The organism is Escherichia sp. 10290 (assembly GCF_030295155.1).
GTDB classification, from domain to species: Bacteria; Pseudomonadota; Gammaproteobacteria; order Enterobacterales; family Enterobacteriaceae; genus Escherichia; species Escherichia coli_F.
Window position 1 is genome coordinate 5,034,513 of record NZ_AP025741.1, and the last position, 20,076, is coordinate 5,054,588.

At 49.6% G+C, this 20,076-nt stretch carries 20 protein-coding genes; 15 read left to right on the top strand and 5 right to left on the bottom strand.

Translation table 11 applies throughout. The features are described from left to right. Positions 1 to 6 precede the first annotated feature (6 nt). The 4 genes from dgkA (at position 7) to QUE74_RS25075 (ending at position 2,816) form a co-directional block, all read left to right on the top strand. A complete protein-coding gene (dgkA, locus tag QUE74_RS25060) occupies positions 7 to 375 on the top strand; it encodes a diacylglycerol kinase (RefSeq protein WP_000002907.1) in 369 nt (122 codons plus the stop codon). A 109-nt stretch (positions 376 to 484) separates the two neighbouring features. Next, positions 485 to 1,093, top strand: a complete 609-nt coding sequence (gene lexA, locus QUE74_RS25065; protein WP_000646078.1) for a transcriptional repressor LexA — start codon at positions 485 to 487, stop codon at positions 1,091 to 1,093. 72 nt (positions 1,094 to 1,165) lie between these two features. Further along, positions 1,166 to 2,491: an MATE family efflux transporter DinF gene (dinF, locus tag QUE74_RS25070; protein ID WP_001355077.1), complete on the top strand. Its 1,326-nt coding sequence runs from the start codon at positions 1,166 to 1,168 to the stop codon at positions 2,489 to 2,491. 115 nt (positions 2,492 to 2,606) lie between these two features. Continuing rightward, the gene (locus QUE74_RS25075) at positions 2,607 to 2,816 is read left to right on the top strand and encodes a CsbD family protein (RefSeq protein ID WP_001030593.1); all 210 of its coding nucleotides are present in this window, start codon (positions 2,607 to 2,609) and stop codon (positions 2,814 to 2,816) included. A gap of 41 nt (positions 2,817 to 2,857) precedes the next feature. On the opposite strand, the gene zur is transcribed toward QUE74_RS25075, so the two are convergent. Continuing rightward, the gene (gene zur, locus QUE74_RS25080; protein ID WP_001355078.1) at positions 2,858 to 3,373 is read right to left on the bottom strand and encodes a zinc uptake transcriptional repressor Zur; all 516 of its coding nucleotides are present in this window, start codon (positions 3,371 to 3,373) and stop codon (positions 2,858 to 2,860) included. Positions 3,374 to 3,689: 316 nt separating this feature from the next. Between zur and QUE74_RS25085 the strand changes: the two genes are divergently transcribed. The 3 genes from QUE74_RS25085 (at position 3,690) to pspG (ending at position 6,468) form a co-directional block, all read left to right on the top strand. Further along, the gene (locus tag QUE74_RS25085) at positions 3,690 to 4,694 is read left to right on the top strand and encodes a DUF2713 family protein (RefSeq protein WP_000094901.1); all 1,005 of its coding nucleotides are present in this window, start codon (positions 3,690 to 3,692) and stop codon (positions 4,692 to 4,694) included. 360 nt (positions 4,695 to 5,054) lie between these two features. After that, entirely contained in the window at positions 5,055 to 6,092 is a 1,038-nt protein-coding gene (gene dusA / locus QUE74_RS25090; protein ID WP_001355080.1) for a tRNA dihydrouridine(20/20a) synthase DusA, read from the top strand. Positions 6,093 to 6,225: 133 nt separating this feature from the next. After that, positions 6,226 to 6,468: an envelope stress response protein PspG gene (gene pspG, locus QUE74_RS25095; RefSeq protein WP_000891404.1), complete on the top strand. Its 243-nt coding sequence runs from the start codon at positions 6,226 to 6,228 to the stop codon at positions 6,466 to 6,468. Between the two features lie 165 nt (positions 6,469 to 6,633). Here pspG and QUE74_RS25100 read toward each other — a convergent pair whose 3' ends face one another. After that, positions 6,634 to 7,617 carry a quinone oxidoreductase gene (locus tag QUE74_RS25100; protein ID WP_000235507.1) on the bottom strand — a complete coding sequence of 328 codons (984 nt, stop codon included), beginning with the start codon at positions 7,615 to 7,617 and terminating at the stop codon, positions 6,634 to 6,636. Between the two features lie 82 nt (positions 7,618 to 7,699). Here QUE74_RS25100 and dnaB point away from each other — a divergent pair, with 82 nt between their 5' ends. The 6 genes from dnaB to QUE74_RS25130 all read left to right on the top strand — a co-directional run bounded on the left by dnaB (position 7,700) and on the right by QUE74_RS25130 (position 13,630). Next, positions 7,700 to 9,115: a replicative DNA helicase gene (gene dnaB, locus QUE74_RS25105; RefSeq protein WP_000918363.1), complete on the top strand. Its 1,416-nt coding sequence runs from the start codon at positions 7,700 to 7,702 to the stop codon at positions 9,113 to 9,115. A gap of 52 nt (positions 9,116 to 9,167) precedes the next feature. Beyond that, complete coding sequence (gene alr, locus QUE74_RS25110) at positions 9,168 to 10,247, top strand: alanine racemase (RefSeq protein ID WP_001147340.1); 1,080 nt, start codon at positions 9,168 to 9,170, stop codon at positions 10,245 to 10,247. Positions 10,248 to 10,499: 252 nt separating this feature from the next. Next, the gene (gene tyrB / locus QUE74_RS25115) at positions 10,500 to 11,693 is read left to right on the top strand and encodes an aromatic amino acid transaminase (RefSeq protein WP_000486961.1); all 1,194 of its coding nucleotides are present in this window, start codon (positions 10,500 to 10,502) and stop codon (positions 11,691 to 11,693) included. A 336-nt stretch (positions 11,694 to 12,029) separates the two neighbouring features. Then, positions 12,030 to 12,743 carry an acid phosphatase AphA gene (gene aphA / locus QUE74_RS25120; RefSeq protein WP_001226931.1) on the top strand — a complete coding sequence of 238 codons (714 nt, stop codon included), beginning with the start codon at positions 12,030 to 12,032 and terminating at the stop codon, positions 12,741 to 12,743. Between the two features lie 110 nt (positions 12,744 to 12,853). Further along, positions 12,854 to 13,270, top strand: coding sequence for a secondary thiamine-phosphate synthase enzyme YjbQ (locus QUE74_RS25125; protein ID WP_000270365.1), 417 nt, complete (start codon positions 12,854 to 12,856; stop codon positions 13,268 to 13,270). A 3-nt stretch (positions 13,271 to 13,273) separates the two neighbouring features. Continuing rightward, complete coding sequence (locus tag QUE74_RS25130; RefSeq protein WP_000155657.1) at positions 13,274 to 13,630, top strand: MmcQ/YjbR family DNA-binding protein; 357 nt, start codon at positions 13,274 to 13,276, stop codon at positions 13,628 to 13,630. Positions 13,631 to 13,664: 34 nt separating this feature from the next. On the opposite strand, the gene uvrA is transcribed toward QUE74_RS25130, so the two are convergent. Next, positions 13,665 to 16,487 carry an excinuclease ABC subunit UvrA gene (gene uvrA, locus QUE74_RS25135; RefSeq protein ID WP_000357740.1) on the bottom strand — a complete coding sequence of 941 codons (2,823 nt, stop codon included), beginning with the start codon at positions 16,485 to 16,487 and terminating at the stop codon, positions 13,665 to 13,667. A gap of 254 nt (positions 16,488 to 16,741) precedes the next feature. Here uvrA and ssb1 point away from each other — a divergent pair, with 254 nt between their 5' ends. Further along, positions 16,742 to 17,278, top strand: coding sequence for a single-stranded DNA-binding protein SSB1 (ssb1, locus tag QUE74_RS25140; protein WP_000168305.1), 537 nt, complete (start codon positions 16,742 to 16,744; stop codon positions 17,276 to 17,278). Positions 17,279 to 17,377: 99 nt separating this feature from the next. Here ssb1 and QUE74_RS25145 read toward each other — a convergent pair whose 3' ends face one another. Further along, a complete protein-coding gene (locus QUE74_RS25145; protein WP_001295689.1) occupies positions 17,378 to 17,659 on the bottom strand; it encodes a YjcB family protein in 282 nt (93 codons plus the stop codon). Positions 17,660 to 18,089: 430 nt separating this feature from the next. Between QUE74_RS25145 and pdeC the strand changes: the two genes are divergently transcribed. Further along, a complete protein-coding gene (gene pdeC, locus QUE74_RS25150; protein ID WP_000017981.1) occupies positions 18,090 to 19,676 on the top strand; it encodes a cyclic di-3',5'-guanosine monophosphate phosphodiesterase PdeC in 1,587 nt (528 codons plus the stop codon). Positions 19,677 to 19,678: 2 nt separating this feature from the next. On the opposite strand, the gene soxS is transcribed toward pdeC, so the two are convergent. Beyond that, on the bottom strand, positions 19,679 to 20,002 hold the full coding sequence (gene soxS / locus QUE74_RS25155) for a superoxide response transcriptional regulator SoxS (RefSeq protein WP_000019358.1): 324 nt from the start codon (positions 20,000 to 20,002) through the stop codon (positions 19,679 to 19,681). Between the last annotated feature and the right edge of the window lie 74 nt (positions 20,003 to 20,076).

A 20,076-nucleotide genomic window follows, 5' to 3' on the forward strand; every position in this document is an offset into this window, starting at 1 on the left:
CTTTCAATGGCCAATAATACCACTGGATTCACTCGAATTATCAAAGCTGCTGGCTATTCCTGGAAGGGGTTACGCGCGGCATGGATCAACGAAGCGGCATTCCGTCAGGAAGGCGTAGCGGTATTGTTGGCGGTGGTCATCGCCTGCTGGCTGGATGTGGACGCGATTACTCGCGTGCTGCTTATCAGCTCCGTCATGCTGGTGATGATTGTGGAAATTCTCAATAGTGCCATTGAAGCCGTGGTTGACCGAATTGGCTCTGAATACCATGAGCTTTCCGGACGCGCTAAAGATATGGGGTCCGCTGCGGTACTGATCGCGATTATCGTCGCCGTGATTACCTGGTGCATCCTGTTATGGTCGCATTTTGGATAACCCTTCCAGAATTCGATAAATCTCTGGTTTATTGTGCAGTTTATGGTTCCAAAATCGCCTTTTGCTGTATATACTCACAGCATAACTGTATATACACCCAGGGGGCGGAATGAAAGCGTTAACGGCCAGGCAGCAAGAGGTGTTTGATCTCATCCGTGATCACATCAGCCAGACAGGTATGCCGCCGACGCGTGCGGAAATCGCGCAGCGTTTGGGGTTCCGTTCCCCAAACGCGGCTGAAGAACATCTGAAAGCGCTGGCACGCAAAGGCGTTATTGAAATTGTTTCCGGCGCATCACGCGGGATTCGTCTGTTACAGGAAGAGGAAGAGGGGTTGCCACTGGTAGGTCGTGTGGCTGCCGGTGAACCGCTTCTGGCGCAGCAGCACATTGAAGGTCATTATCAGGTTGATCCTTCCTTGTTCAAACCGAATGCGGATTTCCTGCTGCGCGTCAGCGGGATGTCGATGAAAGATATCGGCATTATGGATGGCGACTTGCTGGCTGTGCATAAAACTCAGGACGTACGTAATGGTCAGGTCGTCGTCGCTCGTATTGATGACGAAGTTACCGTTAAGCGTCTGAAAAAACAGGGCAATAAAGTCGAACTGTTGCCAGAAAACAGTGAGTTTAAACCGATTGTCGTTGACCTTCGTCAGCAAAGCTTCACGATTGAAGGGCTGGCGGTTGGGGTTATTCGCAACGGCGACTGGCTGTGACATATCTCTGAGACCGCGATGCCGCCTGGCGTCGCGGTTTGTTTTTCATCTCTCTTCATCAGGCTTGTCTGCATGGCATTCCTCACTTCATCTGATAAAGCACTCTGGCATCTCGCCTTACCCATGATTTTCTCCAATATCACCGTCCCGTTGCTTGGGCTGGTCGATACGGCGGTTATTGGTCATCTTGATAGTCCGGTTTATCTGGGCGGTGTGGCGGTTGGTGCAACGGCGACCAGCTTTCTCTTTATGCTGTTGCTGTTTTTGCGCATGAGCACCACCGGGCTTACTGCGCAGGCTTATGGTGCCCAAAATCCCCAGGCATTAGCCCGTGCGCTGGTACAGCCGTTGCTGTTGGCTCTGGGGGCTGGGGCGTTAATTGCGCTACTGCGTACGCCGATTATCGATCTGGCGCTGCATATTGTTGGCGGTAGCGAAGCAGTGCTGGAACAGGCGCGGCGCTTTCTTGAAATCCGCTGGTTAAGCGCACCGGCGTCGCTGGCGAATCTGGTGTTACTTGGCTGGCTACTCGGCGTGCAATATGCCCGTGCGCCAGTAATTTTGTTAGTAGTCGGCAATATTCTCAACATAGTGCTGGATGTCTGGCTGGTGATGGGGCTGCATATGAACGTGCAGGGCGCTGCGCTGGCGACGGTTATTGCGGAATATGCAACATTGCTGATTGGTCTGCTACTAGTGCGTAAAATCATCAAAACACGCGGTATCTCCGGCGAAATGCTGAAAAAAGCCTGGCGAGGTAATTTCCGCCGTTTGCTGGCGCTTAACCGCGATATCATGCTGCGCTCGCTGTTGCTGCAACTCTGTTTTGGTGCGATCACCGTACTTGGCGCACGACTTGGAAGTGACATCATCGCGGTAAACGCGGTTCTGATGACTCTACTCACCTTTACCGCCTATGCGCTTGATGGTTTTGCCTACGCGGTTGAAGCGCATTCAGGTCAGGCGTACGGTGCGCGCGACGGGAGCCAGCTATTGGAGGTCTGGCGCGCAGCGTGCCGCCAGTCGGGGATCGTTGCACTGCTGTTTTCGGTGATTTATTTACTGGCAGGGGAACACATCATTGCGTTGTTGACGTCGTTAACCCAGATTCAGCAGCTGGCCGACTGCTATCTTATCTGGCAGGTGATTTTGCCATTGGTCGGTGTCTGGTGTTATCTACTGGATGGCATGTTTATAGGCGCAACGCGTGCGGCTGAAATGCGTAACAGTATGGCGGTAGCAGCAGCAGGTTTTGCCCTGACGCTCCTTACGCTGCCGTGGCTGGGCAATCATGGTTTGTGGTTGGCGTTAACTGTCTTTCTGGCGCTGCGCGGGCTTTCTCTGGCAGCTATCTGGCAGCGTCACTGGCGCAACGGTACCTGGTTTGCAGCAACGTGACGGTTAAAAATTCTGAATAAATAATCCTGGGTAAAATTCCTGACTACACTTAATCTCACGTTCAGAAGAAAAGTGAGCGTACTCTCATTCACAACCTAACGATGAGGTCTTGATTATGAATAAAGATGAAGCCGGCGGTAACTGGAAACAGTTTAAAGGTAAAGTGAAAGAGCAATGGGGCAAACTGACCGATGATGATATGACGATCATTGAAGGTAAACGTGATCAACTGGTCGGTAAAATCCAGGAACGTTATGGTTATCAGAAAGATCAGGCAGAAAAAGAGGTCGTGGATTGGGAAACCCGCAATGAATATCGCTGGTAATTAATCCCTCCTGCCCGACGTGTACAAGGATGTACGCCCTCTTAACGCGGTTTCTTTTTCACCTGCAAAGAGTGATCATGCTGGCACTGTTCAGGATGACGACACGCTTCCACTTCCACGCATGCCGCACAGAGCCCATGTGCTTCAATCACATTATGCCGCAGGGCAAACCCCATTTTTGCCGCCAGCGTATGCATAATGTCTTCCACGCCTTCTGCACACTCTTCTTTCACTGCGCCGCAGCGATCGCAAATAAACATGGCTGAAGTATGGGTGGGCTGGTCGAACAGATGACAGAGCACATAACTGTTGGTGGATTCCACCTTATGCACAAAACCTTGCTCAAGCAGAAAATCCAGCGCGCGATAAACCGTTGGCGGCTTGGCTTGCGGTTCAGCTTCGCGCAGCAAATCAAGCAGATCGTAAGCGCTGATAGCGCCATCCTGCAGACTCATCAGGCGTAACACTTCCAGGCGCTGCGGGGTCAGGCGCACATTACGCTGCGCACAGAGTTTTTCAGCCTGCGCTAATAATTCCTGCGTTGTGGTCTTTTCCATCGGGCACCTCAAGGTGTGGGTTAAGAATGTCCTTACTTTACCATGTTCCAGGAAAAACACCGAGAACCCTTATTGTTGTTGTAATGTTGATTTTCTGTTTCATAGGTAAGGTGTTGTATAGCCAGGTGACACCATTATCAACATGACAATAATTATTACTCCATTTTTAAATACATTGCTTGAAGTTAACTCGCTATTTATTTAAATGCGTTTGAAAGTATGCCTACAGATCAGAAATTATGAGCGATTTTTGATAGTGACTTTTTGTCAAATGAATTATATGAATGATACAGCTCGGTAAAAAGGTGGATAAATTATGTCAAGTATAATAGGAAGTTCAAGAGATTACTTTAATAAAAGCCTCAACTCAAATCAATACGATAATAAAGATGTAAGCTCGGGAAAACTTAAGGATCTGTATAATAAATCGGTTGATTATGCAACGATGAGTAATCGCGCTGCGATTATTGCAAAAATAGATTTGTTTATTCAGAGGATTACCCATAATTTATGGACTGCAAGTGAAAAGAATGTTTCCTTAATTGGACGAATAAATGCTCTCAAAGATTGGGTTGACGAGTGTATTGTAGAGTGCACTAATGAGCAATTAGGTGATCGTGACTATATTTCTGCATTTGTAGAACGGGCGATTTTTCATTATGCGATGGATTTTGTTTGTAATCCAATGGAAAATAGCGATGCAACTCTAATAGACAGGTGTACTTTCGATGTAATAAATCAGAATGACCTTCCCTCCGCAATTCAGCTATTTTATGATAAACCCTATGGTAAAGTACCTGTAGCGTCATTACATCTAAAAACTGTAAGCGAAGGTTTTTTAAATTTGGAAAATGCATATAAAGCAAAGAACGATGCTCGCTTAAAACCCTTGGCTTCCCTTTTACTTTCATTCTCATATGGTAGTGCATCAGCTGATATCATAGCAACAGCACGAAGAGTTAATGATTATTGTGAAAACCACATAACAAGTAAGATAAAAATATTATCTCGTCAAGTGATGAAAAAAAGCCTGAGGGATATGAAAGAATTAGTAGATAAAAATGAACTGGATTTTAATTTAATTCTGAATGAGAGGAAAAAGAAGGCTGAAGAAGACAATAAAGACATCACAGACATTACAAAAATGCAGACTGCAGGTGAGACGTTAATTAAATTCGTTCAATCATTTGACCCAGACTCAACGGGACCCATTGTAATTGGCAAAGATATGAATGACAAAGATATAAATGACAACGATCTCATTAACGAAGATATTATTAAGTTCATTTATGACCTATTCGATATTGTGTTAAAAAAATAAAATGTGAATTTTCTCTGTAGTATGGGATTTTTTACATAAAAGAACCCAACATTGCTTGGGTTCTTTTTTATCTATCAATGCCATTCGCCGCGAGATAGTTCAACACGGTTTTATGTGTGATTTTTTATTTATCGTCGAAACTGAATTGTTTATCATTGCTTTTCACACGCTAACATCTAATAAGATTATTTCTTCAATTCGCGAGAGCGTCACGCTTTGAAGGAATCTCATTTTTCTTTTTCAAAGAGCCAGGCGCTTCCTGTTGTTATGGTATAGTACCCCGCTATTGAGCCTCCTGAACAGTGATGCTGAATAACATAACTCCATGATATATCGTTAAAATAATCTCTACATTTGAAAATGCACGGTAATTCTGAAATGCAAAAAATCAACCAAACCAGCGCAATGCCTGAAAAAACTGACGTTCACTGGAGTGGTCGGTTTAGCGTTGCACCAATGCTCGACTGGACGGACAGACACTGCCGTTATTTCCTGCGTCTGCTTTCCCGCAATACGTTGCTGTATACAGAAATGGTGACCACAGGGGCGATTATTCACGGTAAAGGTGATTACCTGGCGTACAGTGAAGAAGAACATCCGGTAGCGTTGCAACTGGGCGGTAGCGATCCGGCGGCGCTGGCGCAGTGTGCGAAGCTGGCAGAAACGCGCGGATATGATGAGATCAACCTGAATGTCGGCTGCCCGTCTGACCGGGTACAGAACGGCATGTTTGGTGCGTGCCTGATGGGCAATGCGCAGCTGGTTGCCGACTGCGTGAAAGCGATGCGCGATGTCGTATCGATTCCGGTGACGGTGAAAACGCGTATTGGCATCGATGACCAGGACAGCTATGAATTTCTCTGCGATTTCATCAACACCGTTTCCGGCAAAGGCGAGTGTGAGATGTTCATCATCCACGCACGTAAAGCCTGGCTTTCTGGGTTAAGCCCGAAAGAAAACCGTGAAATCCCGCCGCTCGATTATCCGCGTGTGTATCAACTGAAGCGTGACTTTCCGCATCTGACGATGTCGATTAACGGTGGTATCAAGTCGCTGGAAGAGGCTAAAGCGCATTTGCAACATATGGATGGCGTGATGGTAGGGCGCGAGGCGTATCAGAATCCGGGTATTCTGGCGGCGGTAGACCGAGAGATTTTTGGTTCCTCGGATACCGATGCCGATCCGGTGGCGGTGGTGCGTGCCATGTATCCGTACATTGAGCGTGAACTCAGCCAGGGGACGTATCTCGGCCATATTACCCGGCATATGCTGGGGCTGTTCCAGGGTATTCCTGGCGCGCGGCAGTGGCGGCGTTATTTAAGTGAAAATGCCCATAAAGCGGGTGCTGACATTAACGTGCTGGAACACGCGCTCAAACTGGTGGCAGATAAGCGTTAACTTTTCACCAAAAAGTAGTCAAATTCATCACGCCCTGCGCACCGTCGCGGGGCGTTTTGCTGTTAAATCAATAGATTATTTTTGGCATGATTCTTGTAATGCCAGCAAGAGATTTCATATTTGGGAGAGCATCATGCTGGAACTACTTTTTGTGATTGGCTTTTTTGTCATGCTGATGGTCACCGGCGTTTCGTTGCTGGGTATTATCGCTGCGCTGGTTGTGGCGACGGCCATTATGTTCCTCGGCGGTATGCTGGCATTGATGATTAAGTTGCTGCCGTGGCTGTTATTGGCGATTGCGGTGGTGTGGGTTATTAAGGCGATTAAAGCACCAAAAGTGCCGAAATATCAGCGCTATGACCGTTGGCGTTACTAAGGGATTGTGCGGACGATCACAACCTAAGGTTTTATCCTTAGAACAAAATAGGAATTGATAATCAAATCTGTCACTATTGCGCCTCTAACAGATTCATCGTGCTGTACCCTACATACAGCCGAACTATAAAAAGAAAGGGCTTCCCAGGTGGAAGCCCTATTTCTTTTATGGAATCAACAGGCTGGAGCCTTGCGTCGCCCGGCTTTCCAGAATCGCATGCGCACGCTGTGCATCCTTCAGCGGATATTTCTGTTGTTCGGCGACATCGACCTTAATCACACCGCTGGCAATCAAAGAGAACAGTTCATTACTGGCCTCGGTTAATTCCTCCCGCGTGGTGATATAGCCTTGCAGGGAAGGGCGTGTCACATACAACGAGCCTTTCTGATTGAGAATGCCTAAGTTCACACCGGTAACCGCGCCTGATGAGTTGCCAAAACTCACCATTAAGCCGCGACGTTGCAGGCAATCCAGCGACCGTTCCCAGGTGTCTCTGCCGACGGAATCGTACACCACGCGCACTTTCTTACCGCCGGTGATCTCTTTTAACCGCTCGACCAGGTTTTCTTCGCGATAGTTAATCACCTGCCACGCCCCCGCTTTTAGCGCACTCTGCGCTTTTTGCGCGCTTCCCACGGTACCGATGAGCTTCGCGCCCAGGGCTTTTGCCCACTGGCAGGCAATCAAGCCAACGCCGCCAGCAGCAGCGTGGAACAGGAACTGTTCGTCGGGTTTAATTTCATAGGTTTTGCGCAGCAGATAATAAACCGTTAAGCCTTTCAGGAATGATGCCGCCGCTTGCTCAAAAGAAATTGCCGCGGGCAGAATCGCCGCTTTATCGGCATTGACGTTATGCAAAGAGCTGTAAGCGCCTAATGCCGACTGTGCATAGACTACGCGATCGCCTGCCTTAATATGCTTTACACCACTGCCGACTTTACTCACGATGCCTGCCGCTTCGGTACCTAATCCGCTGGGTAGCGATGGCGGCGGATAAAGGCCGCTGCGGATATACGTGTCGATAAAATTGATGCCGATGGCTTTATTTTCGACCTGGATTTCATTTTCCGCCGGATCGGCAGGAGTGAACTCTACGGCTTGAAGTACTTCCGGGCCACCGTGCTTATGAAATTCAATTCGTGTTGCCATGTGTCCTCCAGAACGTATCGTCAGGGTCTGCTTCATATGGTAAAGTTTCGACCCATTCTTTATCTCGGTAACTCCATTCACTATGGCAGGAAATAAACCCTTCAACAAACAGCAGGCTGAACCCCGCGAACGCGATCCACAAGTTGCCGGGCTGAAAGTGCCTCCGCACTCGATCGAAGCGGAGCAGTCGGTGTTGGGCGGTTTAATGCTGGATAACGAACGCTGGGACGATGTAGCCGAGCGTGTGGTGGCAGACGATTTTTACACCCGCCCACACCGTCATATCTTTACCGAAATGGCGCGTTTGCAGGAAAGCGGTAGTCCTATCGATCTGATTACCCTTGCGGAATCGCTGGAACGTCAGGGACAACTCGACAGCGTTGGTGGTTTTGCTTACCTGGCAGAGTTGTCAAAAAATACGCCAAGTGCGGCGAACATCAGTGCCTATGCGGACATCGTGCGTGAACGTGCCGTTGTCCGTGAGATGATCTCGGTTGCGAATGAGATTGCCGAAGCCGGTTTTGATCCGCAGGGGCGAACCAGCGAAGACCTGTTGGACCTGGCTGAATCCCGCGTCTTTAAAATTGCCGAAAGTCGTGCAAACAAAGACGAAGGGCCGAAGAACATCGCCGATGTGCTCGACGCAACCGTGGCGCGTATTGAGCAGCTGTTTCAGCAGCCACACGATGGCGTTACCGGGGTAAACACCGGTTATGACGATCTCAACAAAAAAACCGCTGGTTTGCAGCCGTCGGATTTGATCATCGTCGCAGCGCGTCCGTCGATGGGTAAAACGACATTTGCGATGAACCTCGTCGAAAACGCGGCGATGTTGCAAGATAAACCGGTACTTATCTTCTCTCTTGAGATGCCATCAGAACAGATTATGATGCGTTCTCTGGCGTCGCTGTCGCGCGTTGACCAGACTAAAATTCGTACCGGGCAACTGGATGATGAAGACTGGGCGCGCATTTCCGGCACGATGGGCATTTTGCTGGAAAAACGTAATATCTATATTGATGATTCCTCCGGTCTGACACCAACGGAAGTGCGCTCCCGCGCGCGGCGTATTGCCCGAGAACATGGCGGCATTGGGCTTATCATGATCGACTACCTGCAACTGATGCGCGTACCGGCGCTTTCCGATAACCGTACGCTGGAAATTGCAGAAATCTCCCGCTCGCTGAAAGCACTGGCGAAAGAACTGAACGTGCCGGTGGTGGCGCTGTCCCAGTTGAACCGTTCTCTGGAACAACGTGCCGACAAACGCCCGGTCAACTCCGACCTGCGTGAATCTGGCTCTATCGAGCAGGATGCGGACTTGATCATGTTTATCTATCGTGATGAGGTGTATCACGAAAACAGTGATTTAAAAGGCATCGCGGAAATTATTATCGGTAAACAACGTAACGGCCCAATCGGGACGGTACGCCTGACCTTTAACGGTCAATGGTCGCGCTTCGACAACTATGCGGGGCCGCAGTACGACGACGAATAATAATTATTTTATGAATTAGGTAATTAAAGCAAACACTTATCAAGGAACACAAATGCAAGCGGCAACTGTTGTGATTAACCGCCGCGCTCTGCGACACAACCTGCAACGTCTTCGTGAACTGGCACCTGCCAGTAAAATGGTTGCGGTGGTGAAAGCGAACGCTTATGGTCACGGTCTTCTTGAGACCGCGCGAACGCTCCCCGATGCTGACGCCTTTGGCGTAGCCCGTCTCGAAGAAGCTCTGCGACTGCGTGCGGGGGGAATCACCAAACCTGTACTTTTACTCGAAGGCTTTTTTGATGCCAGAGATCTACCGACGATTTCTGCGCAACATTTTCATACCGCCGTGCATAACGAAGAACAGCTTGCTGCGCTGGAAGAGGCCAGCCTGGACGAGCCGGTTACCGTCTGGATGAAACTCGATACTGGTATGCACCGTCTGGGTGTAAGGCCGGAACAGGCTGAGGCGTTTTATCATCGTCTGACGCGGTGCAAAAACGTTCGTCAGCCGGTGAATATTGTCAGCCATTTTGCGCGCGCGGATGAGCCAAAATGCGGTGCAACCGAGAAACAACTCGATATCTTTAATACCTTTTGTGAAGGCAAACCTGGTCAACGTTCCATTGCCGCGTCGGGGGGCATTCTGCTGTGGCCACAGTCACATTTTGACTGGGTGCGCCCGGGCATCATTCTTTACGGTGTCTCGCCGCTGGAAGATCGCTCCACCGGTGCCGATTTTGGCTGTCAGCCGGTAATGTCATTGACCTCCAGCCTGATTGCTGTGCGTGAGCATAAAGCCGGAGAGCCTGTCGGTTATGGTGGAACCTGGGTAAGCGAACGTAATACCCGTCTTGGCGTAGTCGCTATGGGTTATGGCGATGGTTATCCGCGCGCCGCGCCGTCCGGTACGCCAGTGCTGGTGAACGGTCGCGAAGTGCCGATTGTCGGGCGAGTCGCGATGGATATGATCTGCGTCGACTTAGGTCCACAGGCGCAGGATAAAGCCGGGGACCCGGTCATTTTATGGGGCGAAGGTTTGCCCGTAGAACGTATCGCTGAAATGACGAAAGTGAGCGCTTACGAACTTATCACGCGCCTGACTTCAAGGGTCGCGATGAAATACGTGGATTAATCGTTCTGTAATATCTGATTATCTGTGCCGGATGTGGTATGAATGCCTATCCGGCTAATAAAATCTTACTAATTCAATAAATTGATATTATTTCATGCTGTTATAAAGGTCGTGCCTCTGGCGAATGTGCGTTTGTCATTGGTCACTTTTTGTTGCTAATTGTCGTTCACCCCTGAACATCCTCTCGATCTTCCCCACCTTCCGGTTTATTGTGTTTTTAACCACCTGCTCGTAAACCTGGAGAACCATCGCGTGTTTCAAAAAGTTGACGCCTACGCTGGCGACCCGATTCTTACGCTTATGGAGCGTTTCAAAGAAGACCCTCGCAGCGACAAAGTGAATTTAAGTATCGGTCTGTACTACAACGAAGACGGAATTATTCCCCAACTGAAAGCCGTGGCGGATGCGGAAGTGCGCCTGAATGCGCAGCCTCATGGCGCTTCGCTTTATTTACCGATGGAAGGGCTTAATAGCTATCGCCATGCCATTGCGCCGCTGCTGTTTGGTGCGGACCATCCGGTACTGCAACAACAGCGCGTAGCAACCATTCAAACCCTTGGCGGCTCAGGGGCATTGAAAGTGGGCGCAGATTTCCTGAAACGCTACTTCCCGGAATCAGGCGTCTGGGTCAGCGATCCTACCTGGGAAAACCACGTAGCAATATTCGCCGGGGCTGGATTCGAAGTGAGTACTTACCCCTGGTATGACGAAGCGACTAACGGCGTGCGCTTTAATGACCTGTTGGCGACGCTAAAAACATTACCTGCCCGCAGTATTGTGTTGCTGCACCCATGTTGCCACAACCCAACGGGTGCCGATCTCACTAATGACCAGTGGGATGCGGTGATTCAAATTCTCAAAGCCCGCGAGCTTATCCCATTTCTTGATATTGCCTATCAAGGATTTGGTGCCGGTATGGAAGAGGATGCCTACGCCATTCGCGCCATTGCCAGCGCTGGATTACCCGCTCTGGTGAGCAATTCGTTCTCGAAAATTTTCTCCCTTTACGGCGAGCGCGTCGGCGGACTTTCTGTGCTGTGTGAAGATGCCGAAGCCGCAGGCCGCGTACTGGGGCAATTGAAAGCAACAGTTCGCCGCAACTACTCCAGCCCGCCGAATTTTGGTGCGCAGGTGGTGGCTGCGGTGCTGAATGACGAGGCATTGAAAGCCAGCTGGCTGGCGGAAGTAGAAGAGATGCGTACTCGCATTCTGGCGATGCGTCAGGAACTGGTGAAGGTATTGAGCACAGAAATGCCAGAACGCAATTTCGATTATCTGCTTAATCAGCGCGGTATGTTCAGTTATACCGGTTTAAGTGCCGCTCAGGTTGACCGACTACGTGAAGAATTTGGTGTCTATCTCATCGCCAGCGGTCGCATGTGTGTCGCCGGGTTAAATACGGCAAATGTACAACGTGTGGCAAAGGCGTTTGCTGCGGTGATGTAATGTCGTTGGCAGGCGGATGAACAGCCGCCTGCTCAATCATCAATAAGTGGGTATACGTATTTTTTCGGCTAATCGTACAAAGGAATGGGTTCTGATAATCGATATTTCCTACTGAGAAAATAGAAGTTTTTATATCCGAATATTTTTACACAATAGAGAGCCATTAAGTTATTAAATACAACAAACATAGTCTGATCGCATGTGATCCTGCTCCCTTTCTTAACAAAAGCCGTAGATAATCCTTTTATTCCCTGGCAGCTGGCGTTATGGTCAGATGGTTTTTGCAACAAATCTCATAATAAAACGTTTCAATAGACTGACTATTTAGGGAAAAATATGCGCAAGATCACACAGGCAATCAGTGCCGTTTGCTTATTGTTCGCTCTAAACAGTTCCGCTGTTGCCCTGGCCTCGTCACCTTCACCGCTTAATCCTGGTACTAACGTTGCCAGGCTTGCTGAACAGGCACCAATTCATTGGGTTTCGGTCGTACAAATTGAAAATAGCCTCGCAGGGCGTCCGCCAATGGCGGTGGGGTTTGATATCGATGACACGGTACTTTTTTCCAGTCCGGGCTTCTGGCGCGGCAAAAAAACCTTCTCGCCAGAAAGCGAAGATTATCTGAAAAATCCTGTGTTCTGGGAAAAAATGAACAATGGCTGGGATGAATTCAGCATTCCAAAAGAGGTCGCTCGCCAGCTGATTGATATGCATGTACGCCGCGGTGACGCGATCTTCTTTGTGACTGGTCGTAGCCCGACGAAAACAGAAACGGTTTCAAAAACGCTGGCGGATAATTTTCATATTCCTGCCACCAACATGAATCCGGTAATTTTTGCAGGCGATAAACCAGGTCAAAATACAAAATCGCAATGGCTACAGGATAAAAATATCCGAATTTTTTATGGCGATTCCGATAACGATATTACCGCCGCACGCGAAGTCGGCGCTCGTGGTATCCGCATTCTACGCGCCTCCAACTCTACCTACAAACCCTTGCCACAAGCGGGTGCGTTTGGTGAAGAGGTGATCGTCAATTCAGAATACTGACAGAGCGGGAGAGCGTGATGCTCTCCCGAATGCTGTTTTTTTAATCACACCTTTATCCTTTCGCTGTCTTGCTGCAAACTGATTAAGAGAGTTTTATCAAGGAGCAGCACATGTGGTATCAAAAGACGCTCACGCTTAGCGCCAAATCTCGTGGATTTCATCTGGTAACGGATGAAATACTGCATCAGCTGGCTGATATGCCGCGTGTTAACATCGGCTTACTGCATCTGTTGCTGCAACATACCTCCGCCTCTCTGACACTTAATGAGAACTGCGATCCCACCGTACGCCAGGACATGGAGCGTTTTTTCCTCCGCACCGTTCCCGATAACGGAAATTATGAGCATGACTATGAGGGGGCCGACGATATGCCTTCTCATATCAAATCCTCAATGTTGGGAACATCGCTTGTATTGCCGGTGCATAAAGGGCGTATTCAGACCGGCACCTGGCAAGGCATCTGGCTGGGGGAACATCGCATCCACGGCGGATCGCGTCGCATCATCGCGACACTACAAGGGGAGTAAAAAATGACCATTTCGGAGTTGCTACAATATTGCATGGCAAAACCAGGCGCAGAACAGAGCGTGCATAACGACTGGAAAGCGACGCAGATCAAAGTGGAAGATGTACTGTTTGCGATGGTGAAAGAAGTAGAAAATCGCCCAGCTGTTTCGCTGAAAACCAGCCCGGAGCTGGCGGAGCTGCTACGTCAGCAGCACAGCGATGTGCGTCCAAGCCGCCATCTGAATAAAGCGCACTGGAGCACCGTGTATCTCGACGGTTCGCTGCCAGATTCGCAAATCTATTATCTGGTGGATGCGTCTTATCAGCAGGCGGTGAATTTACTGCCGGAAGAAAAACGTAAATTGCTGGTGCAACTCTGAAAGGAAAAGGCCGCTCAGAAAGCGGCCTTAACGATTACAGCATCGGCTTAAGGAAGCGTGCCGTGTGTGATGCTTCGCACTCCGCGACGGTTTCTGGTGTACCGGAGACGAGGATCTCGCCGCCGCCACTGCCGCCTTCCGGCCCCAGGTCGACAATCCAGTCAGCGGTTTTGATCACGTCGAGATTGTGCTCAATCACCACGATGGTATTGCCCTGATCGCGCAGTTTATGCAGTACGTCGAGCAGTTGCTGAATATCGGCGAAGTGCAGACCGGTGGTCGGCTCGTCGAGAATATACAGCGTCTGCCCGGTGCCGCGTTTTGACAACTCACGCGCCAGCTTCACGCGCTGGGCTTCACCACCAGAAAGCGTGGTTGCGGACTGACCCAGACGAATATACGTCAGGCCAACGTCCATCAATGTTTGCAGCTTACGTGCCAGAGCTGGTACCGCATCAAAGAACTCACGCGCCTCTTCGATGGTCATATCCAGCACTTCGTGGATGGTTTTGCCTTTGTACTTAATCTCCAGCGTTTCACGGTTATAGCGTTTACCTTTGCACTGGTCGCACGGTACGTAAATGTCCGGTAGGAAGTGCATCTCCACTTTGATCACGCCATCGCCCTGACAGGCTTCGCAGCGTCCGCCGCGAACGTTAAAGCTGAATCGTCCTGGTGTATAACCGCGCGCACGGGATTCCGGTACGCCCGCAAACAGTTCGCGCACAGGCGTAAACACGCCGGTATAGGTCGCCGGGTTAGAACGCGGAGTACGACCAATTGGGCTTTGGTCGATATCGATCACTTTATCGAAATGCTCCAGCCCCTGAATATCGCGATAAGGTGCCGGTTCGGCGATGGTCGCACCATTCAACTGGCGTTGGGCAATCGGGAACAGTGTGTCGTTAATCAGCGTCGATTTACCGGAACCTGAAACCCCTGTGATGCAGGTAAACAGACCGACTGGCAGCGTCAGCGTCACGTCTTTCAGGTTATTACCACGTGCGCCTGTCAGCTTCAGCACTTTTTCCGGATTCGCCGGAACGCGTTTCTTCGGCACTTCAATCTTGCGTTTGCCGCTCATGTACTGCCCGGTTAACGACTCAGGCACCGCCATAATCGCTTCCAGGGGACCTTCCGCGACTACTTCACCGCCGTGTACACCTGCGCCCGGGCCAATGTCGATCACATGGTCAGCGGCGCGAATCGCGTCTTCGTCGTGCTCCACCACAATCACGGTATTACCGAGATCGCGCAGATGGATAAGCGTACCCAGCAGGCGCTCGTTATCGCGCTGGTGCAGGCCGATAGACGGCTCATCGAGCACGTACATAACGCCAACCAGGCCCGCACCAATCTGGCTCGCCAGACGGATACGCTGGGCTTCACCGCCAGAAAGCGTTTCTGCCGAGCGGGAAAGTGTCAGGTAATTCAGGCCGACGTTAACGAGGAATTTCAGGCGATCGCCAATCTCCTTAAGAATTTTTTCCGCAATCTTCGCTCGTTGACCTGCGAGTTTGAGATTGTTGAAGAATTCCATCGCATGACCGATGCTCATGTCGGAGATAGCAGGCAGCGGCGTATTCTCGACATACACATGGCGCGCTTCCCGACGCAGACGCGTTCCTTCGCAGCTGGCGCACGGGCGATTGCTGATAAACTTGGCTAATTCTTCGCGTACCGCACTGGATTCCGTCTCTTTATAACGGCGCTCCATATTGTGCAGCACGCCTTCGAACGGATGACGACGAATGGAGGTATCGCCACGATCGTTCATGTATTTGAATTCAATGTTTTCTTTGCCAGAACCGTACAACACCACTTTATGCACGTTCGCGCTCAGGCTGCCCCACGGCGCTTCGACGTCGAACTTATAGTGATCTGCCAGCGATTTCAGCATCTGGAAATAATAGAAGTTGCGGCGATCCCAGCCACGGATCGCACCGCCAGCCAGCGACAGTTCCGGGTTTTGGATCACGCGATCAGGATCGAAATATTGCTGTACGCCAAGGCCGTCACAGGTCGGGCAGGCCCCCGCCGGGTTGTTAAACGAAAACAGGCGTGGTTCCAGTTCACGCATACTGTAGCCGCAAATTGGACAAGCGAAGTTGGCGGAAAATAGCAGCTCTTCCGCTTTTGGATCGTCCATATCGGCAACTACCGCGGTACCACCGGAAAGCTCCAGCGCGGTTTCAAACGACTCTGCCAGACGTTGGGTGAGATCGTCACGCACCTTGAAGCGATCAACCACCACTTCAATGGTATGTTTCTTTTGCAGTTCCAGTTTCGGCGGATCGGAAAGATCGCAGACTTCGCCATCAATACGAGCACGGATGTAACCCTGGCTTGCCAGATTTTCCAGCGTTTTGGTGTGTTCGCCTTTGCGCTCTTTAATGATTGGCGCGAGCAGCATCAGGCGTTTACCTTCCGGCTGCGACAGCACGTTATCCACCATCTGGCTGACGGTTTGCGCCGCCAGCGGGACGTCGTGGTCCGGACAGCGCGGCTCGCCGACGCGGGCGAACAACAAACGCAAATAGTCGTGGATTTCGGTGATTGTCCCCACCGTAGAACGCGGGTTGTGAGACGTCGATTTCTGCTCAATTGAGATGGCAGGAGAAAGCCCCTCAATATGGTCGACGTCCGGCTTTTCCATCAGTGACAGAAACTGCCGCGCGTAGGCGGAAAGGGATTCAACGTAACGGCGCTGCCCTTCGGCATATAAGGTGTCGAAAGCGAGCGAGGATTTGCCAGAACCCGAAAGCCCGGTCACGACAATGAGCTTGTCGCGGGGGATAACGAGGTTGATGTTTTTGAGATTATGGGTGCGGGCGCCCCGAACTTCGATCTTATCCATTCACCTTTCCCGGATTAAACGCTTTTTTGCCCGGTGGCATGGTGCTACCGGCGATCACAAACGGTTAATTATGACACAAATTGACCTGAATGAATATACAGTATTGGAATGCATTACCCGGAGTGTTGTGTAACAATGTCTGGCCAGGTTTGTTTCCCTGAACCGAGGTCACAACATAGTAAAAGCGCTATTGGTAATGGTACAATCGCGCGTTTACACTTATTCAGAACGATTTTTTTTCAGGAGACACGAACATGGCCAGCAGAGGCGTAAACAAGGTTATTCTCGTTGGTAATCTGGGTCAGGACCCGGAAGTACGCTACATGCCAAATGGTGGCGCAGTTGCCAACATTACGCTGGCTACTTCCGAATCCTGGCGTGATAAAGCGACCGGCGAGATGAAAGAGCAGACTGAATGGCACCGCGTTGTGCTGTTCGGCAAACTGGCAGAAGTAGCCAGCGAATATCTGCGTAAAGGTTCTCAGGTTTATATCGAAGGTCAGCTGCGTACCCGCAAATGGACCGATCAATCCGGTCAGGATCGCTACACCACAGAAGTCGTGGTGAACGTTGGCGGCACCATGCAGATGCTGGGTGGTCGTCAGGGCGGTGGCGCACCTGCAGGTGGCAATATCGGTGGTGGTCAGCCGCAGGGCGGTTGGGGTCAGCCTCAGCAGCCGCAGGGTGGTAATCAGTTCAGCGGCGGCGCGCAGTCTCGCCCGCAGCAGTCCGCTCCGGCAGCGCCGTCTAACGAGCCGCCGATGGACTTTGATGACGACATTCCGTTCTGATTTGTCATTAAACCAATAGGTTATATTGTTTTAAGGTGGATGATTAAAGCATCTGCCAGCCATAAAAAAAGAAGCCTCCGTTATGGAGGCTTCTACATATCAAGTCAAAATCATTGGCCATTGTGGCGGTGTCTGATTCATCTCTTCTATCATCACCGACTCGATGTTGTGCCAGATGGCGGTGATGTCCGCCATTGTGATGCCAAGCAACCCCATTGCGAACCAACAGGCGGAAACCACGCCCAGACCGCTGCTGATCACTGCAAGCCCGACATAATCAGACCGACGAAAACGGATGTTGAGCGTGCTGGCCAGAAACATCATTACGGCACTAAGAAGTTGCCAGCGAAGAAGAACCACGCCAGTGGTGAGGGTAGCCATCAAACAATTCCTCTGAAAAGAGCCGATGCCCTGGACAGCGCGGCGTTGTTCACGGGAGGCGTGATACAATCTGGCTATCGCGGGGCTTGCAAAACACAAAAAAGAAACACTCTGTTTGTTTCATTAATTTTGTGAACTATATCACAATTGATTGTTTGTTAGCCAGATTAGGCCGTGACTTTTATTGCCGTACAGATTATGTGTTTTTTCAGCGGCATTAAGGGCATATCTTCCCGCCGCCTCTGCATTCCTGCAGGAAATTAATTTTTGAATATCAATGAATTATTTTTATTCAGGTGACGATTAAAAAGGTATCAATTTCAAATCAGGCAAAAGTGCTATTTATACCGTAAGATTTATCTAAAGACGTCGATAACCAGGGTTCTCGCCTTGCAATGACCGGGTATAAACAGGCAGGAAATTGATAGCAATGAGTCATCATGCACGACACCAATTACTGGCGTTGCCGGGCATTATCTTTTTAGTTCTCTTTCCCATCATTCTGTCGCTATGGATTGCCTTCCTTTGGGCAAAATCAGAAGTGAATAGTCAGCTCCAAACTTTTGCTCAGCTGGCGCTGGATAAATCCGAGCTGGTCATTCGCCAGGCAGATTTAGTGAGCGATGCAGCAGAACGCTATCAGGGGCAAGTTTGCACTCCGGCCCATCAAAAGCGAATGTTGAATATTATTCGTGGCTATCTTTATATTAATGAATTGATCTATGCCCGTGATAACCATTTTTTATGCTCATCGCTGATAGCGCCTGTAAACGGTTATACGATTGCACCGGCCGATTATAAGCGTGAACCTAACGTTTCTATCTATTATTACCGCGATACGCCTTTTTTCTCTGGCTATAAAATGACCTATATGCAGCGGGGAAATTATGTGGCGGTCATCAACCCTCTATTCTGGAGTGAAGTGATGTCTGATGATCCGACATTGCAATGGGGTGTGTATGATACGGTAACGAAAACCTTTTTCTCGTTAAGCAACGAGGCCTCGGCAGCAACGTTTTCTCCGCTGATTCATTTGAATGATTTAACCGTACAAAGAAATGGCTATTTATATGCGACAGTTTATTCGACAAAACGCCCAATTGCAGCCATTGTTGCGACTTCATATCAACGTCTTATAGCACATTTTTATAATCATCTTATTTTTGCGTTACCCGCCGGCATTTTGGGGAGTCTTGTTCTGTTATTACTCTGGCTACGTATTCGACAAAACTATTTGTCTCCCAAACGCAAATTGCAACGCGCCCTCGAAAAACATCAACTTTGCCTTTATTACCAGCCAATAATCGATATCAAAACAGAAAAATGTATCGGCGCTGAAGCATTGTTACGTTGGCCTGGTGAGCAGGGGCAAGTAATGAATCCGGCAGAGTTTATTCCGCTGGCAGAAAAGGAGAGAATGATCGGACAGGTAACTGATTATGTTATTGATAATGTCTTCCGCGATCTGGGCGCGTACCTGGCAACACATGCCGATCGCTATGTTTCTATTAACCTGTCGGCCTCCGATTTTCATACGTCACGGTTGATAGCGCGAACCAATCAGAAAACAGAGCAATACGCGGTGCGTCCACAGCAAATTAAATTTGAAGTGACTGAACATGCATTTCTTGATGTCGACAAAATGACACCAATTATTCTGGCTTTCCGCCAGGCTGGTTACGAAGTGGCAATTGATGATTTTGGTATTGGCTACTCTAACTTGCATAACCTTAAATCATTGAATGTCGATATTTTGAAAATCGATAAATCGTTTGTTGAGACGCTGACCACCCATAAAACCAGTCATTTGATTGCGGAACACATCATCGAGCTGGCGCACAGCCTGGGGCTGAAAACGATTGCAGAAGGGGTAGAAACTGAGGATCAGGTTAACTGGTTGCGTAAACGCGGCGTGCGCTATTGCCAGGGATGGTTCTTTGCTAAGGCGATGCCACCGCAGGTGTTCATGCAATGGATGGAGCAATCACCCGCGCAGGAGTTAACGCGCGGGCAATAAAACTACAGGCGGTGGCGATAATCGCTGGGAGTGCGATCAAACTGCCGACGGAAAACGCGGGAGAAGGTCTGCTGCGAGACATAACCCAGGTCCATTGCGATATCAAAAATCGGACGCTCGGTGGTGCGCAACTCAACGGCGGCCAGTAACAGGCGGCGTTGGCGAATGTAATCACCAAGTGTCTGATGCGTCACCGTGCGGAACATCCGCTGTAAGTACCACTTTGAATAGCCTGATTTTTTTGCGACGACATCAATGTTAAGCGGCTGGTCAATATGCTCGTCAATCCATGCGATAAGATCCTGAATAATTTTCTGATGGGACATAAATCTGCCTCTTTTCAGTGTTCAGTTCGTTAATTCATCTGTTGGGGAGTATAATTCCTCAAGTTAACTTGAGG

Coding starts and splice junctions, on each gene's coding strand:
- lexA (WP_000646078.1), top strand. CDS start 485: ATGAAAGCGTTAACGGCCAGGCAGCAAGAGGTGTTTGATCTCATCCGT.
- QUE74_RS25085 (WP_000094901.1), top strand. CDS start 3,690: ATGTCAAGTATAATAGGAAGTTCAAGAGATTACTTTAATAAAAGCCTC.
- QUE74_RS25125 (WP_000270365.1), top strand. CDS start 12,854: ATGTGGTATCAAAAGACGCTCACGCTTAGCGCCAAATCTCGTGGATTT.
- QUE74_RS25075 (WP_001030593.1), top strand. CDS start 2,607: ATGAATAAAGATGAAGCCGGCGGTAACTGGAAACAGTTTAAAGGTAAA.
- alr (WP_001147340.1), top strand. CDS start 9,168: ATGCAAGCGGCAACTGTTGTGATTAACCGCCGCGCTCTGCGACACAAC.
- dgkA (WP_000002907.1), top strand. CDS start 7: ATGGCCAATAATACCACTGGATTCACTCGAATTATCAAAGCTGCTGGC.
- QUE74_RS25145 (WP_001295689.1), bottom strand. CDS start 17,659: ATGGCTACCCTCACCACTGGCGTGGTTCTTCTTCGCTGGCAACTTCTT.
- ssb1 (WP_000168305.1), top strand. CDS start 16,742: ATGGCCAGCAGAGGCGTAAACAAGGTTATTCTCGTTGGTAATCTGGGT.
- soxS (WP_000019358.1), bottom strand. CDS start 20,002: ATGTCCCATCAGAAAATTATTCAGGATCTTATCGCATGGATTGACGAG.
- zur (WP_001355078.1), bottom strand. CDS start 3,373: ATGGAAAAGACCACAACGCAGGAATTATTAGCGCAGGCTGAAAAACTC.
- QUE74_RS25100 (WP_000235507.1), bottom strand. CDS start 7,617: ATGGCAACACGAATTGAATTTCATAAGCACGGTGGCCCGGAAGTACTT.
- dnaB (WP_000918363.1), top strand. CDS start 7,700: ATGGCAGGAAATAAACCCTTCAACAAACAGCAGGCTGAACCCCGCGAA.
- aphA (WP_001226931.1), top strand. CDS start 12,030: ATGCGCAAGATCACACAGGCAATCAGTGCCGTTTGCTTATTGTTCGCT.
- QUE74_RS25130 (WP_000155657.1), top strand. CDS start 13,274: ATGACCATTTCGGAGTTGCTACAATATTGCATGGCAAAACCAGGCGCA.
- pspG (WP_000891404.1), top strand. CDS start 6,226: ATGCTGGAACTACTTTTTGTGATTGGCTTTTTTGTCATGCTGATGGTC.
- dusA (WP_001355080.1), top strand. CDS start 5,055: ATGCACGGTAATTCTGAAATGCAAAAAATCAACCAAACCAGCGCAATG.
- pdeC (WP_000017981.1), top strand. CDS start 18,090: ATGAGTCATCATGCACGACACCAATTACTGGCGTTGCCGGGCATTATC.
- uvrA (WP_000357740.1), bottom strand. CDS start 16,487: ATGGATAAGATCGAAGTTCGGGGCGCCCGCACCCATAATCTCAAAAAC.
- dinF (WP_001355077.1), top strand. CDS start 1,166: ATGGCATTCCTCACTTCATCTGATAAAGCACTCTGGCATCTCGCCTTA.